This is a genomic window from Clostridioides sp. ES-S-0006-03 (assembly GCF_020662275.1).
Lineage (GTDB): Bacteria > Bacillota > Clostridia > Peptostreptococcales > Peptostreptococcaceae > Clostridioides.
This window is the reverse complement of sequence record NZ_JADGMM010000019.1, coordinates 1-14,074: the sequence shown is the minus strand read 5'-3', so window position 1 is coordinate 14,074 and position 14,074 is coordinate 1. Positions and strand designations below refer to the sequence as shown.

Below are 14,074 nucleotides of genomic sequence, written 5' to 3'. Positions count from 1 at the left end.
GGGCAAAATGTAAATGAATTTATATATTTTTAAGAATAAAAAAGAACCTCCTATACTGTTGGTTCTACTGGTGTTTCTTCTTTATTTAATAAACCTGTTAACTCTAAATATTGTTCCTCTGTAATCCTATTTACTGCATAGAATACATCCATCTTGTGTTGCAAATCCTCTTTAGTACTATAGTTCTTTTGTTCTATCATTAATTTTAATAAGTTATACATATTAATTCCTCCTATAAATTGTTATTTAGTTTTATATTTACTACTTCAAAGGCTGTGTTTACTATCTCTGAATCTCTATTCTTATTTTCTTCTTTTAACATACTTAGTTCTTTTTCTAATGCTTCTAATCTCTTTTGCTCATCAGTTAATACAACCTCTATATCTTTTATATTTGGCTCTTTTGTGATTGGATTTATAGACTCTATATACTGTTTACTATAGTCTATACTTCCATACTCAACATCTAAAAAGTTCAATTCAGTTATTTCTGCCCATTCTTTTATATCTCCTGTTGCTTCACCAGTTTGAAGCCATATTTTGCCTGTTTGGTCGTAAATTATTCTATTATTTCTGTTCATATTATCACCTCAGTTTTCATTTTTTTTATTCAAAAGCGTACCATGTTATCGCAGAACTTTGGGAAACATTAAAGTAAAGCGATGTTGTAAAGTACAAAACGAATGATTTTTCACTTATTGTTACAACTTGAGCGTATACACTAGCTCTTCCTGGACCTGTATTTTTATTGGCATTAACAGCATAGGTTTCGGTCAAGTTATTTGCACTATATAAATTACAATTATGACTTTCAAATCCAGAATTTGTAAAAAAAAGATTTGTTTTTACTAAAATTATACTTGGTCTAAAAGATAAATTAGTTTCTATTTGTTGATGTACAGTATTATCTACATAAGATATAGTAAGACTTGCAGTTCCTTTTGCGAATCTTTTTCTTCGACTTAGTTCATTAGTCAATTCTGTTATCCTATTTTGCAACTCCTCAACACTAGCATCTGAACTATCAAAACTCGTTTTAATCTTCTCTGATAATTCAACTAGTGTATTATTTAAACTTGCTTCTATATTCTTTAATGCTAAAGTATTTATAATGCTTGTTTTTCCATTCTTAAATCCTTCTCCAATTTCTACTAATTTAGAAGATATATCTTGCAGGGTTGCATCTGTTTGTAGTGGCATTATTTCTTTACTTATACTTAAAACTTTCTCAGCAGTTTCATTCTCTGCGTCTGTAGCTACTATTTTAAGTGTGTGTATTGCATTGTCTGTAAGTTCATAGTTTATTGTTTTCTCTGTTGTTAAATCTGTTGTTATTGTTTCTTTTAATACATCATCAAGATACCACTCTATTTTAGTTAAGTTATTATCTGTGTCTATTACTGCAAATTTCGCAGAAGTTGAATTATAAGAGAATACACTTAGTTTTGGTTTAGTATTTCCTTTTATAAATGAAACTACTTTAGTTAAAAATACTCCTCCATCATGGGTGCTAAGTTCTATAGTTATATTGTTTCTAGATTTAAAACTTAATTTTGATAACTGTTCTTCTGTTAAATCTATAGTATAGTTTGAATCAGTTGTATTATACTTTTCACCTATAACAATATCATTTAATTTATAAACTATTTTAAATCTTGTAGTAGGGTCAATATCTATTATTTCATAATTTATACTACAAGCATAACTAATATATCCCAAATCGTCACTTATAGAAATTATAGGGTCTGTTATAAACTCAATAGTTGTATCTTGCCGAATTGTATCATTTATAATAACCTTTTCGTTATTTATTAAATAATATGCTTCAAATGAATTAATAACAACTTTGTTTCTTTCGGGAATATTTATATTTTTAATATCGCTTAAATTATAACTGGCATAACAATTTCTGTATTCATAATATAAAGGGGTAATGTGTATATCAGATTCAGAGTAACAGCCCCTTCTTTTTTTAATGGTTCTTTCATTAACATAAAATGCCACTTAATCATCCCCTTTTCTACATTGGTATTAGATTACTATTTACAGTTGATATAATACTAGTTCTATTCTTTTTTACTTCTTGCATCACTTCTTTTAATGCTCCCTCTACATTATCACTTACAAATAAGTTATCTGTATCTTTTATACTTGTTTTATCTGCTGTTGTTTCTATACTATCTACACTAGTTTTTACCTCATTTAATGCACTAACTATATTTGTTTTATCCGTTGTAGTAAGTTGTGTTGTATCTCCTATTTTATTATTAATCTCTGTCTTAGCAGTTTCTATGTTGCTTGTTAACTCCGTTTTAGTTGTATCTATTTTAGTGTTTACATCTTGTATATCTTTGAGTGTAGCTAAAATAACGGTTGGGTCTATTTTTAAATTTATACTTGCTGTATTAGATACAGCTAATATAATTTTAATTAATATTTCTTTTACTGTTCCCGAATCCGGAGCAGGTTTATAAGTTTCGGGATAACTAGATACTGCTAAAAGTTGGTCTTTAGAGTCGAATACCCCAACCTCTCTAATTGTAAAGCTTCCAGTATCTCCAGTTATAGTTTTTTGGATAACTACCCAATTAGGATTTTTTTCGTCTGCTTGAACATGTTCTAATGTGCTTTCCCACACCACATTTTTAAGTGCTGTCTGAGTTTCCGTTGGAATATATGCACTTCCACCACCATCCCCAACTTTTATTTTTGCAAAATCAACTCTAGTCCCAAGTGCTGTAGCATTTGCTATAGCCGCCTTACCTATTTCTGTAAGTAATGTATAATATTGTGCTTGTGCCAATTATATCACCTCCTGTTTAGGATATAATGTTACCCTTTCTGCACTTTTATTGTTTCCACTAGCAAATATTATTTCTCCAAAACATGTTATATCTTTAGGAGTATAAGGGTATATAGTAACTGTTTCTCCTGCACTAGCTATTGCTCCTGTATAAAGTCCACTTTTATCAAATAAAACTCTCTCAAATTTATGCTCTAAATGTGCTGGTTTTATCTCTTCTATTTTCTTGTCTAACTCTAAGATAGTGTTGTAACTACAATTATTTGTTATAAAACTAAGTGTAAAACTAAATAGATTACTAAATACCTCTACATCAACATTAGTCTTTGTGTAAGCTTCTGAGATAGCTTTTATTACTTCTATTGTAGTTGTACCTTTGCCACGCATTTTAGCTTTTATATTACTTCTTCTAGTATCAAAATCCAACTTAGAATTTGTTTTTATTTTTAATAGATCTTCCCAGTCATCAAGACCCCAAGTTGCTGTATCTATAAAAAACTGATCTAATAAATCATTCTTTTCATCAAGTAATGCTAGAAGTTCATTTTCAAGTGCATCTTGAATTTGTATGTCAATTTCATTGTTTGCAAAACTTGGTAAGTGGTCAATTAACTTCAATTTAACTCACCTCGATATTAAATGTAACATTTGAAACAGCAGGAACTTTTTCTTCATCAACTATTATGTTTTTAATATCTTCATTTATAAGTAGATTTTTTATATCATGCACTCCTTCTATGCTTGCTAATAAACTCATTATTTTTATATAAATAATCTCTCTTGAATTTTCTATTAAATAAGAATTTATAATATCTAAGAACACAACTTTTATGGATTCAATATCATATCCATTTTCAAGTGTTAAAGTCGCACTAATAGTAATATCAAAAGTACTTGGTGTAACAATTGTAACAGTAGGTCCAATAGGTTTTTCTTCTTCTATATGTTCAGCACATCTTTGTAATACTTCATTGTCAACTGATTGATTGTTTTGACCATAAATTAGAATTTTAATTGTACCTGGTCCATCCCAACAAGGAATTACTTTTGCATTATAAACACCTTCAACCTCTAAAGCCCAAGACTGGTAATGTGCTTTATTTCCACTCGTTGCTTGATTTTTTTGTATTTTATAGAACCTTTCTTTTAATTCTTCATCAGTTTCTATTTCTGTTCCACCCTTTAGGTCCAGTTCATTATAAATTTTAGTTACACCATTTATATTGTCTATAAGTTTAAATTCTGTGTTAGCTGATAAATTGTACTTAACGCCAACCTCCAAAGCCTGTATAGGGCTTACATTTAACTTACTATTTTCATCTATTGTAATATCTTTAATAACTACAAATAGTAAATCACTGTGAGATACTATTGTTCCATTTGGTATTTGAGTTCCCATTTTGCCTTCAAATGTTACTTCACCTATTGCTTCTGTACCTAACTTTCTATATACTCCAAATTCATTGACTCTTCTATCGAGAAAATCGTCAAAATTATCTTGAATAAAAACTCTTTTATGTATATAAGAAAGTTCTATATATAACTGTGCAAGTTCTGAATTAACAGGTGAAACTATATTATAAAGAGAAGATCCCTGACCTTTGTAAAGAGGAAGGTCTATGTTATTTAATGTTCTATTATTTAAGATACTAAATGTTTGGTTATCATACAAAAGTAATCTTCTCCTCTCCATAGATTGTTTTTATATTCAAATTTATAGATAAATTATCATCCTTAAATTCTGTATTTGTTACATTAACTTCTAATATATATGGATTAATTAAGAGTGCTTCTTGTATATACCTTTTTGCTTCACTTTCAGTAAGGCCTTTAGTATACTTTTGTCCTATGAGATTTTTTATATCTGTTCCATAATCCCAAGTGTATATTAAATGAACATACTTATCTGTCTTTATAGTTTTATAAATCCATACCTTGATTGCTTCATTTCTTTCAACTACTTTAAAGTCTCCATTTTCAATTATCTTTTCATCTTTTTCAAAATTCCAAGCAAATTCCTTGAAAATATGTAATTCTTCATTGGATGGAGAAGTATAATCATCTGGAACACCCATGAAAGGGAAGATTGTACTCATTATAAACTCACCAACTTACTTACAACAGCAAATTTCTCGCCTATTTTAAACATTATTACCATATCTCCAGATTCGAGATTATTAGTAAAAGGGTTTTTTATATTATGTTTGTGTTCTTGATTTATTTCTGTTTCAAATGTTTCTATCTGGCTATTAAGTATCCAGTTATCTATTAAAAGATTTTCTTTTTCCAATAAAAGATTATTTATCTCTATTTTTAAATCTGGTAATTTATCTTTAACTTTACCAATAAAAAAAGAAGGCTGATTATGATATTTACCTTCTTTTCTCATTATTCCTATAAATTCATTAATTGGATCTGCCATTCTATCACCTCTTTTTATAAAACTCTTCGAGCTGTAGCAAAGTTTTTAGTGTAATAACTACTGCTTGTTTTGCTTATTTTAACTACATCACCTGTTTGTGGGGCATGTAGAAATTCTCCATTACCTATATATAAACCAACATGACTAACTGGATTATGGAAAAACACTAAGTCTCCTGCTTGCAAATTACTTTGCTCTACTTTTTTACCAACTTTAGATTGTTGGCTAGATGTTCTTGGTAAATTAATATTAACTTTTTTAAAGCAATATACCATAAGTCCAGAACAGTCAAAGTTACTTGGTCCATTACCACCCCATTTGTATGGTTTTCCAAGGTGTTTTTTAGCCTCTGCTATTACTGTTTTAGATCTATCAGATACATTGCCAGCATAGCCACCAATAATAATTTTACCTTTTCTTCTTCCAAACTCATTAGCATCTTGAACATTTCCAAATAAAATATCTATATGATATGTTCCATCCTTTTCTATAATTATTGCAGGACCATTGTCATTTACTTTATATGTTCCATCTCGACTTGAAACTCCTGTAACTAATTGTATTTCATCTCCATATTTTAATAATGGATGTTTATCTAAGAAATCTTTTGTATAGTAAGACTTATCGTCATATGCTCCAGCCATAGGAGCAGCACATGTTTTTTTAGAAGGATCTAATTTTTTCTTTTTACAATCTGTATCTCCTCCCTCAGATTTTCTAGGACAATAAGCAGTAAATTCAGCAGGAAACTCTGTACCTCCAGTATAATCTGAACTGCTATCTTCTTTTTGTTCATCTTGGCCAGCAGATTTTTCATCCATAATATTTTGAAAGTTAAGTTCAAGTTCAATTTGATAATCTCCATTTTGCCATGTATGCTTATCTGTATCTATATAAAAAAGTCCTATTAATTTTGTATATGAATCTTTTACTTTTACACCTCTACCAGTTATACAACTTATATCACCATATCCTTTTAAAGAGCAAGTTCTTTCTATGCCTTTAAACTCATTATCTATATCTACAGTGTCATTTTCTTGTTGTTGTATTACCTTTTGCATAATTACTCCAACATTTTTAAATATAGAGTCATTTATTTTTTCATTAATCTTATTACCATACTGATCAACAATCAGTACTTTATTTTTAACATTCTCCATACTTTCTGAAAAAGTTGTATTAATAAGATTAAAACCTTCTTCAAAGGTAATATCTAGAGTAACAATTCCTTTTTCAATGACATTAAATTTATCAAGATTGGCTTCTATCATATATTTCTTCTTTGTCGTTTTGCTTGCTTCTGTATAAACACTCATTATGGTGTCATATCCATTTACACCAATAAACATCTTAGTGTATTTAACATTAGTCTTAGGTAAATTACCTAGTGGGAGTTTATTATCTACAAAAACTTGTTTAGCAATATCTTCAACTAATTTATCTTTAAAATTATATGAAACTTCACTTTGTAAAAGTAAAAAACCCATATCTTTTGCAGTAAAATCAATACTGTTATTACTTGAATCAAGAGATCTGTCTATTATCATGCCTCTAAAAATCTCTTTATCATCTATATAGAAACAAATTGTACTTGCCACTGGAATATCTATTTGCCTAAAGTTAATATCAGATGATGATTGAATTATAGAAAATTCAAGTGTTCTTGATGGTGATCTATAATCTCCAGACCAGGTACATTTGTCTACTAAATCAGTTATATTATATATATTTCCGTTTTTTATATGAACTTGTATTTTGATTTTATTAATTATAAATCACCATCCTTTTATGGAACTATTAAAATCCATCCATTTTGTATTATGTTTGGGCTTTTAATTTTATCCTTATTGGCTTCATAAATTTTATGCCAAAGATCACCATTTCCATAATATTTCTTAGCTATTTTAAAAAGAGTATCTCCTTCAATGACCTTGTGAGTTTTTTGCTTAGTTTCAAATCCTTTTGTAATGGGTAGGTCAATACTAGAAGATAAATTGCCATCCTTAGCATTGACCTTAGATATTTTTATTCTTCTATATTCTTTTAAACTTAAGGTAAAATAAACATCTCTTGAACAATCTTGCTCTTTGTAATTAAAATCTGATATGATACATTCAAAGTTTACATTAGTTTCTGTAATTATAAATCTTAATATAAATCCCTCTTTCATCCAACCTTGTATTAAATTTACGCAATCATAAGGTTTTGGGAATCCATTATAATTACAGAAACTATATTCTTGACTTGGAAAAAATGATGCTATTTCTATACTCTTAAGTCCTAGCCCTCCAAATACTGCAATATCTCCAATGTTTAATATGTTAGATGTATTTATTGTTGTATTTCCATTTATCTCAAAAGAAGTTGGTAAAATAGGGAATCTAAAAGAGTTATTTGCTTGCCTTAACCAAATTTCCATTATATCCTCCTAAAAAAAATAAAAGGTACTTAAAAAATAAGCACCTTTTAAATGTTGATTTATTATAAATCAAATACTGTATATTTCCCCACATTTTCATAAGCAATTTCAATTGTTTTTGGCTTTGTATCTTTTGGAAGTTCAAATGCTATTTCGCCTTTTAAAGTATCTCCTGGATGTATTGTGTCAAATAGTAATTCTCCATTTAATTCTTGATTATTTATTGCATTTCCAACTTTATTATCATCTGTTTTTAGTATGTAGTTTTGAAGGAAATCACTTTCAAGATCTGTTTCTCCTGTATTGGTGATTTCAATTTCAACTGCATATACATTACTATCTGATTCTAGCTTTCTAACATTTTTAACAGATACCTTTGCTCCATCTAAATCAACAACTTCGCCTATTTTATGATTTTTAATTTCTTCAGTATTTTGTTTAGGTTTACTATCTCCATTTTTTGAATCATTTGTGCTGCATCCAACTAAACTTAAAGATAGTACAACTGATATTGCTAATACTGGTATTTTTTTATTCATAACATAACCCCCTGTAAATTATATACTACAATTATAGCACGATAATTTACAATATGCCTCCAGCATTCGCAAGAGATATTTTTTTGTTTAGTTTTTTTACAATTTTATCTATGTCAGCTTCTTCCCTTACAATTATTGTATCTGCCAACTTATCAAGAAATAAACTTCCATTTGAACTGTTTCTCTTATATTGATTGGCTTCTTGTTTAGTTAAAAGTTTTTCTCCCTCGTGTGCTCTTATTAAATAATCATTTCGAGGAACTCTATTTATACCGAATGCTCCTCTTGGACCGCCAGCAGCATCTGCACCTTTTCCTATTTTTAAGCTAGGACCACTTTTTACAATCTCAATCATTCCTTTGATTGGATTATTAAAGAACTCTTTAAGTTTATTCCAAGCTTCCTTTACTCCTTTAACCTTATCTTTGAAAAGGGAATCAGCAAGATCTATTACAGGTTCTAGTACTCCACTAACTAGATCAACTAGACCATTCCAAATTGATTTTATTACGCCTACTCCACTATCAAATATTTGCTTAAGTCCATCCATGGTCTGATCAGCATTTCCTGTTATAAGTCCCATGACAACATTTATAATTCCAGATATAAAAGACATGATGCCATTTATGATACCAGACACCATTGTTATAATAGCAGTTAATGTATTTAAAACCCATGTAAATGCTAAAATTATTCCACCAACAACACCAGCTATTGCTATTCCTATAGAAGGTAACAATTGTTGCCCTATTTGAGATAAGAAAGGCATAAATCCTTGAAACCAAGTTTTAACAGGAGCAAGTGCTTGACCTAAGCTTTGGAAAGAATTTTTAATTCCATCAGTAGATTTTTTAACACTATCCAATGGTTGACTTACCTTATTTACTGTATCTCCAACCTGTTTGGCTGGAGTAAAAAAGTCAGTAATTGCTTTTTTAACCTTATCAAAACACTCTTTCAAATTATCTAAATGAGGTTTTAAAGGTTCAAATGCTTTTACTAGATTATCTATATTTGTTTTAATATTTCCAGCTAATATATCCTTTAATTCCTTAAATTTATCTTTTATTGAAGTTATTGACTCCTTAAATTTATTCTTAAAATTTACTCCAGAATCCTCTAGAATCTTTAGTGCAGGTTTAACATCATTTAATATCTTATTTTGCAGTTCTGTAAATTTAGTCTTTCCAGATTCAACACCTTGACTTATAGAATCTGTCATAGGTTTAATAAAAGTTTTAAAATCACTAAATGAACCTTTTAAATTTGCCATTGTTTGTTTTAATCCACCTGTATTTGGTGTAGATTTTCCAGCTGCATCTGCTGCTTTACTTCCTGGGATATTTACATTTGTTTTAGTAGATATTTTTGCGGTTGCTTCAATTGGATTTTCTAAGAAGGCTCTTAAATCTCTCCATTTATCTGTAAGCCATTTCGATTTATCCTTAAATAAACTATCTACAATATCAGCCACTGCTTCTATTGGAGCAGTTATAAAATCTATGAAACCTTTCCAAATTGATTTTATAATTTTAGCTCCACCATCAAATATTTGTTTAACTCCATCCATCATTTTTTTACTATCACCTGTGACAATACCTATAATTAAATCAAAAATACCACTTAAAATAGATGCTAGACCATTTAATACATTAGCTATAGTATCAACCACAGTTTTAAAAGCAATTGCAAGAGTAGACAAAACTACAACTAACTTTGCTATATGAAAACCTATTACACCAATTAAAACAGGTCCTAGGACCTTCATTATTACACTTCCTAAGTTTAAAATAGATGCAAATAGTGGACCAAATGCTGATAATAACTCTTTAAATTTCTCTCCTAATTGTTTAAGTGCAGGCATGCAAAAATTTACTATCGGCTTTGCAAATTCTGTAAATGATTTTACTAATGAATTAACTTTATTTCTAAAAACTTCAGATTTAGCATAAGCAACAGTAAATGCCGCTGACAATGCAATTACAGCTGTTATAGTCCATCCTATAGGACCCATTACAGCCAAAAATACTGCACTTAATGGTTTCATACCAATTACAAAGGCTCTGAAGGCAACTTTTGTTCTTAATATTATAGGGATAAAGAAAGCGAATATCCCTATAGCTTTTGAAACGATTAAAAATACAGCTCCTATAGTAAGTAAAAGAACTCCAAATGCTCCAACTGAAAGCATTACATTGGTTATAACTCTTTTTATTGGTTCACTTAGATTATTAAACCAAACAGTCATTTTAGTTAAACTATCAACTACAGAGGCTATTGCTGGTTTTAGTTGATAGTAAATAGTAATTCCAGTTTCTTCAAGGGCTGATTTTAAGGTTGCAAGTCCACCCTTAGTATTATCTTTCATTACATCAGACATTGTTTTTAAGGCACCTTTTGAATTATCTATTTTTTTCTTTAAGCTATCATACTCATTTCCAACTCCATCAAGTAACTTTTGTAACGTTTTTAATTGAGTTTTTCCCCCTATGGCTGCTAAGTAATAATTTTTCTGTTTATCAGTCATATCTTTTGTTTTATTTGCAACTTCTTTAAGTACATTTGACATACCTTTAAATTTACCCTGATTATCAAATGCACTTACTCCAAGTTTTTTCATTGCCTTACCTGCTTGGCCTGCACCTGTTGTAAGGTTTATCATGATTGAGTTTAAAGCATGGCCTGCATCTGTACCTTTAACTCCTCTATTTGCAAGTATTCCCATAATAGCAGTTGCTTCAGATAATGGAACTTTTAAGTTACTAAATGTACCCCCTGCAACATTAAATGCTTCCATTAACTGTTGGATGTTTGTATTTGATTTAGTAGATGCATTTGCAACCTTATCTAAGTACTCACTTAATCCAGCACCAGCTAGTACTTTGCCACTTTTACTTACTTTATCAACTTCTAAACACATAGAACTCATACTATCAGTTACTAAATCAGATGCTAAACCAAGGTCCATAGATGCTGCTTCTGATAAGTTAAGTACTGGCATTAAGGCATGCATTGATTTTTGAACATCCCATCCAGCAAGCCCCATATATTGAAGTGCATTGGCAGAATCAGCAGCAGTTTTAGTTGTAGCTTTCCCAGCATCTCTAGCAGCCTTTGACATAGCTTCAAAGTCTCCTGGCTTTAAGGAATTTCCAAATGTGGCTTTAACTTGAGACATGGCACTTTCAAATTCTGTTCCAACTTTTGTTGCAGCAGCAAATGCTCCACCAACTCCAGCAGTTATAAGTCCTCCTGCTTTTAATGCACTTGTGCCAACGCTTTTTAAATTGTTCTGGACATTATTTAATGCTCTTGATGCTTGAGAGGATGAATCATGCAAAGCTCTAGTATTAGCTGCTACTCTTCTTAAAGTTGAACTTGCTTCATCTCTCATTTTTATTACTGCTTGTAAAACTTTTGTACTAGAACTCATAGATTAAAACAACCTCCCAGCACCAGATTTTATTTCTTCTTTTCTTTCATCTAACTCTTGGTCCATAAAAACACTAACAATCTTTGTTTCACCTTTAAGCATGCGAAAAGAAACGGATGGCATTATCCCTTTATACTTAAATAATAAGTACATTAAGTTAACCTTTCCATCCGTTTTAATTAGTTTTTTATTTCTTTATCTTTTTCCTTCTGTCTTTTTCTATCGCCCTCTGCATCTATACCATTTACCTTATTAACTTCTTCATATAAATTATCAATCTCTCCAGCTAATAGTAACTTTTTTATAAGGTCTTTAGGAGTTACCAGTCCGAACTTTTCTACAACTTCCATATTTCTAAACATTGGGCATGATTCAAGTATTGTGTTCACCTTAAGTTCGTAAACATTAATATTCTCTAAATTGCCGCTATCAACATCCATTGAATTGACTCTTATTTCGTCAAAACGTTCTGGATCAATGGCATTACATTCAATTTCTAAAGTGTCATCTAATTTTTTACAATACAATTCATATATACTAGATGGCATTTTTAATTTACCTGCATCCATATTTAATAATTTTTCTACTGTATTCATATAATAAAAATCCTCCTATTTTTCCTTGATTTTATCTAAGTATTTAAATCCTTCAAATGTAAATGGAACCTCTATCTCTCCCATTTTTCCTGCTTCCCAATCAGCTAAAGTTAAATCATCAAACATACACCCATAAAGTGCAATTCTTTCAGCTCCATATGAATCTGGATCTTGTAACTTGCTTATTATAGTAAATCTAAATGCTTTTCCCTCATTTAGCATACTTTCGATGTATTCTCCAAATAAGGAACTTAGTTTAAATAATGTGATTGAACCTTTACCAGAGGCTCCCATAAACTTTTGTCCAACCATTACCTGACCACAAATTTTTACTTCTTCTTTTTCTATTTCAATTTTCGCCTCTAGTCCTTTTACAGATGTTAGTTGTCTGTTATCAATCCAACATTCCCCAAATGTACCAGATATTATTCTATTTGTCTCCATTCTAGCTCTCAAATTATAACCTCCAAACTACATAGATATGTCTAAATAGACATCTTCCATAGCATCTATTAATTTAATCTTTGCTTTTAAAAAAACGAGAGTATCTGTGTTATACTCCTTTATTTGTTGTTCTTCCATATTGAATGTATCTATATTTTGTTTTTTTAACCATTCTCTTTGTGCATCTAAATTTATTTCTACTGTTGAACCTGGATCAATGAGACCATCTTTTTCTAATTCTTGAAGATATAATTGTATTGCGACTATAAGTAAGCACTTATTATCATAGGTATTTGGGACTTTTCCTATATAGTTTTTTACAATTATCTTTTTAAGATCATTATGAATTTGGTCTAATGTATCTACTAATTTAATTTTTTTAAATATGTCACCTTTTGAATCTGTGGTTGTTGTAAAGGATGTTACCCCTCTAGCAACAACTATAGAGCCACTTTCTTTTATTAAAATTAACTCTCCATTATTTATTTTTGTATTTGCTTCAACCCTTGTTAGTTTTGGTATGTTAGTTATTTCTGGTATATTTGCATATGTTATAGACTGAGTTGATGGAGTTCCTGAGATAAAACCTGCTAACCTTGGTAGAAATTCATTCGAAGTATATTTCTTACCATTAATTTCAATATCAGTTGTTGTAAAGTTTATTATACCTTCATAATCTGCTACATTATTTGCAGTTATAGCCTTAACCTTTATTTTATTATCTTCTCTCATCTTATTAATCCAGGCCTTAATTTTAGGCAACTCTTGCTCTGTTTCCTCTGGCATACAAAGGTAATTAAACTCACAAGTTTCAAGAAAGTCTAGAGCATCATCTATTAATTCATCTACATCTAATGTGTAAACTAATATTTTATTTGGAGGATATATATTTCCTCTCATTGCCATCTTTATATAGTTTAAATTGTCAGCAGAATAGCCATTTGGAATATCTTCTATTTCCTGTATTTCAATCAATCCTGTATTCTTTGTATCTTTTAAAATAAGTGCTACAATACCACCAGAACGTTTAACAAAAGTTTTTCCAGCTTGAATAAAGGATATATTAATTTCTGGTAAACCCATTTAATCACTTCCTATCTTTAAATCTACACTTTCCATAGTTTCATATGTTTCTTTACTAAAGTAAATCTCTTCAAAATAAGATACAGTAATTAGGAAAGTTAATTTATAACCTACAGAATCTTTTGATATTGAAGGAGATATATTTTCTATATTTAGACTTCTATCTTTAACCTTTATATTTCTATTAAATATTTTTTCTAATCTACTTTGTATGTCATATAGATTTAGTTTATTTTTTCTAGCTCTTTGATAATATTCAATATCTATGAATATCTTTTTAGTATCTAAAACTTTATTTGCAATATTATTAGAAACAGATAAAAGTTGCACAAAAAA

Annotated in this window: 17 protein-coding genes; all 17 read right to left on the bottom strand. The window is 29.6% G+C overall.

Annotated elements, in window-relative coordinates:
- Window positions 1–50 precede the first annotated feature (50 nt).
- A complete protein-coding gene (locus IR151_RS18285; protein ID WP_021362020.1) occupies window positions 51–221 on the bottom strand; it encodes a hypothetical protein in 171 nt (56 codons plus the stop codon).
- Window positions 222–232: 11 nt separating this feature from the next.
- A complete protein-coding gene (locus tag IR151_RS18280; RefSeq protein ID WP_227437151.1) occupies window positions 233–580 on the bottom strand; it encodes a hypothetical protein in 348 nt (115 codons plus the stop codon).
- Window positions 581–605: 25 nt separating this feature from the next.
- Window positions 606–2,003: a hypothetical protein gene (locus tag IR151_RS20540; protein ID WP_227437149.1), complete on the bottom strand. Its 1,398-nt coding sequence runs from the start codon at window positions 2,001–2,003 to the stop codon at window positions 606–608.
- Window positions 2,004–2,019: 16 nt separating this feature from the next.
- Window positions 2,020–2,802, bottom strand: coding sequence for a phage tail protein (locus IR151_RS18270; RefSeq protein ID WP_227437147.1), 783 nt, complete (start codon window positions 2,800–2,802; stop codon window positions 2,020–2,022).
- Window positions 2,803–3,420 (bottom strand): putative phage tail protein, encoded by a 618-nt coding sequence (locus tag IR151_RS18265; protein WP_227437145.1) that lies wholly within the window; start codon window positions 3,418–3,420, stop codon window positions 2,803–2,805.
- Between the two features lies 1 nt (window position 3,421).
- A complete protein-coding gene (locus IR151_RS18260) occupies window positions 3,422–4,474 on the bottom strand; it encodes a baseplate J/gp47 family protein (RefSeq protein ID WP_227437143.1) in 1,053 nt (350 codons plus the stop codon).
- Complete coding sequence (locus IR151_RS18255; protein ID WP_227437141.1) at window positions 4,467–4,898, bottom strand: DUF2634 domain-containing protein; 432 nt, start codon at window positions 4,896–4,898, stop codon at window positions 4,467–4,469. Before IR151_RS18255 ends, IR151_RS18260 begins: the two co-directional genes overlap by 8 nt.
- Complete coding sequence (locus IR151_RS18250; RefSeq protein WP_227437139.1) at window positions 4,898–5,224, bottom strand: DUF2577 family protein; 327 nt, start codon at window positions 5,222–5,224, stop codon at window positions 4,898–4,900. The genes IR151_RS18255 and IR151_RS18250 overlap by 1 nt, the downstream gene beginning before the upstream one ends.
- Window positions 5,225–5,238: 14 nt before the next feature.
- Entirely contained in the window at window positions 5,239–6,771 is a 1,533-nt protein-coding gene (locus IR151_RS18245) for an NlpC/P60 family protein (RefSeq protein WP_227437137.1), read from the bottom strand.
- Between the two features lie 239 nt (window positions 6,772–7,010).
- Window positions 7,011–7,643: a LysM peptidoglycan-binding domain-containing protein gene (locus IR151_RS18240; RefSeq protein WP_227437135.1), complete on the bottom strand. Its 633-nt coding sequence runs from the start codon at window positions 7,641–7,643 to the stop codon at window positions 7,011–7,013.
- Window positions 7,644–7,705: 62 nt separating this feature from the next.
- Window positions 7,706–8,182, bottom strand: a complete 477-nt coding sequence (locus tag IR151_RS18235) for a DUF4352 domain-containing protein (RefSeq protein ID WP_227437133.1) — start codon at window positions 8,180–8,182, stop codon at window positions 7,706–7,708.
- Window positions 8,183–8,228: 46 nt separating this feature from the next.
- A complete protein-coding gene (locus IR151_RS18230; RefSeq protein WP_227437131.1) occupies window positions 8,229–11,615 on the bottom strand; it encodes a phage tail tape measure protein in 3,387 nt (1,128 codons plus the stop codon).
- Window positions 11,616–11,618: 3 nt separating this feature from the next.
- The gene (locus IR151_RS18225) at window positions 11,619–11,768 is read right to left on the bottom strand and encodes a hypothetical protein (RefSeq protein WP_227437129.1); all 150 of its coding nucleotides are present in this window, start codon (window positions 11,766–11,768) and stop codon (window positions 11,619–11,621) included.
- Window positions 11,769–11,794: 26 nt separating this feature from the next.
- Window positions 11,795–12,211, bottom strand: a complete 417-nt coding sequence (locus IR151_RS18220) for a phage tail assembly chaperone (protein WP_227437127.1) — start codon at window positions 12,209–12,211, stop codon at window positions 11,795–11,797.
- 15 nt (window positions 12,212–12,226) lie between these two features.
- Window positions 12,227–12,667 carry a phage tail tube protein gene (locus IR151_RS18215; RefSeq protein ID WP_227437126.1) on the bottom strand — a complete coding sequence of 147 codons (441 nt, stop codon included), beginning with the start codon at window positions 12,665–12,667 and terminating at the stop codon, window positions 12,227–12,229.
- Window positions 12,668–12,682: 15 nt separating this feature from the next.
- Window positions 12,683–13,738: a phage tail sheath subtilisin-like domain-containing protein gene (locus IR151_RS18210; RefSeq protein WP_227437124.1), complete on the bottom strand. Its 1,056-nt coding sequence runs from the start codon at window positions 13,736–13,738 to the stop codon at window positions 12,683–12,685.
- Window positions 13,739–14,074 (bottom strand): DUF6838 family protein (locus IR151_RS18205; protein WP_227437122.1); only part of this gene is annotated, 336 nt, incomplete at its 5' end.

Excerpts from the sequence above, each read along its gene's own strand:
- IR151_RS18285 (WP_021362020.1), bottom strand. The coding sequence starts at position 221 with ATGTATAACTTATTAAAATTAATGATAGAACAAAAGAACTATAGTACT.
- IR151_RS18280 (WP_227437151.1), bottom strand. The coding sequence starts at position 580 with ATGAACAGAAATAATAGAATAATTTACGACCAAACAGGCAAAATATGG.
- IR151_RS18255 (WP_227437141.1), bottom strand. The coding sequence starts at position 4,898 with ATGAGTACAATCTTCCCTTTCATGGGTGTTCCAGATGATTATACTTCT.
- IR151_RS18250 (WP_227437139.1), bottom strand. The coding sequence starts at position 5,224 with ATGGCAGATCCAATTAATGAATTTATAGGAATAATGAGAAAAGAAGGT.
- IR151_RS18245 (WP_227437137.1), bottom strand. The coding sequence starts at position 6,771 with ATGATAATAGACAGATCTCTTGATTCAAGTAATAACAGTATTGATTTT.
- IR151_RS18240 (WP_227437135.1), bottom strand. The coding sequence starts at position 7,643 with ATGGAAATTTGGTTAAGGCAAGCAAATAACTCTTTTAGATTCCCTATT.
- IR151_RS18235 (WP_227437133.1), bottom strand. The coding sequence starts at position 8,182 with ATGAATAAAAAAATACCAGTATTAGCAATATCAGTTGTACTATCTTTA.
- IR151_RS18230 (WP_227437131.1), bottom strand. The coding sequence starts at position 11,615 with ATGAGTTCTAGTACAAAAGTTTTACAAGCAGTAATAAAAATGAGAGAT.
- IR151_RS18225 (WP_227437129.1), bottom strand. The coding sequence starts at position 11,768 with ATGTACTTATTATTTAAGTATAAAGGGATAATGCCATCCGTTTCTTTT.
- IR151_RS18220 (WP_227437127.1), bottom strand. The coding sequence starts at position 12,211 with ATGAATACAGTAGAAAAATTATTAAATATGGATGCAGGTAAATTAAAA.
- IR151_RS18210 (WP_227437124.1), bottom strand. The coding sequence starts at position 13,738 with ATGGGTTTACCAGAAATTAATATATCCTTTATTCAAGCTGGAAAAACT.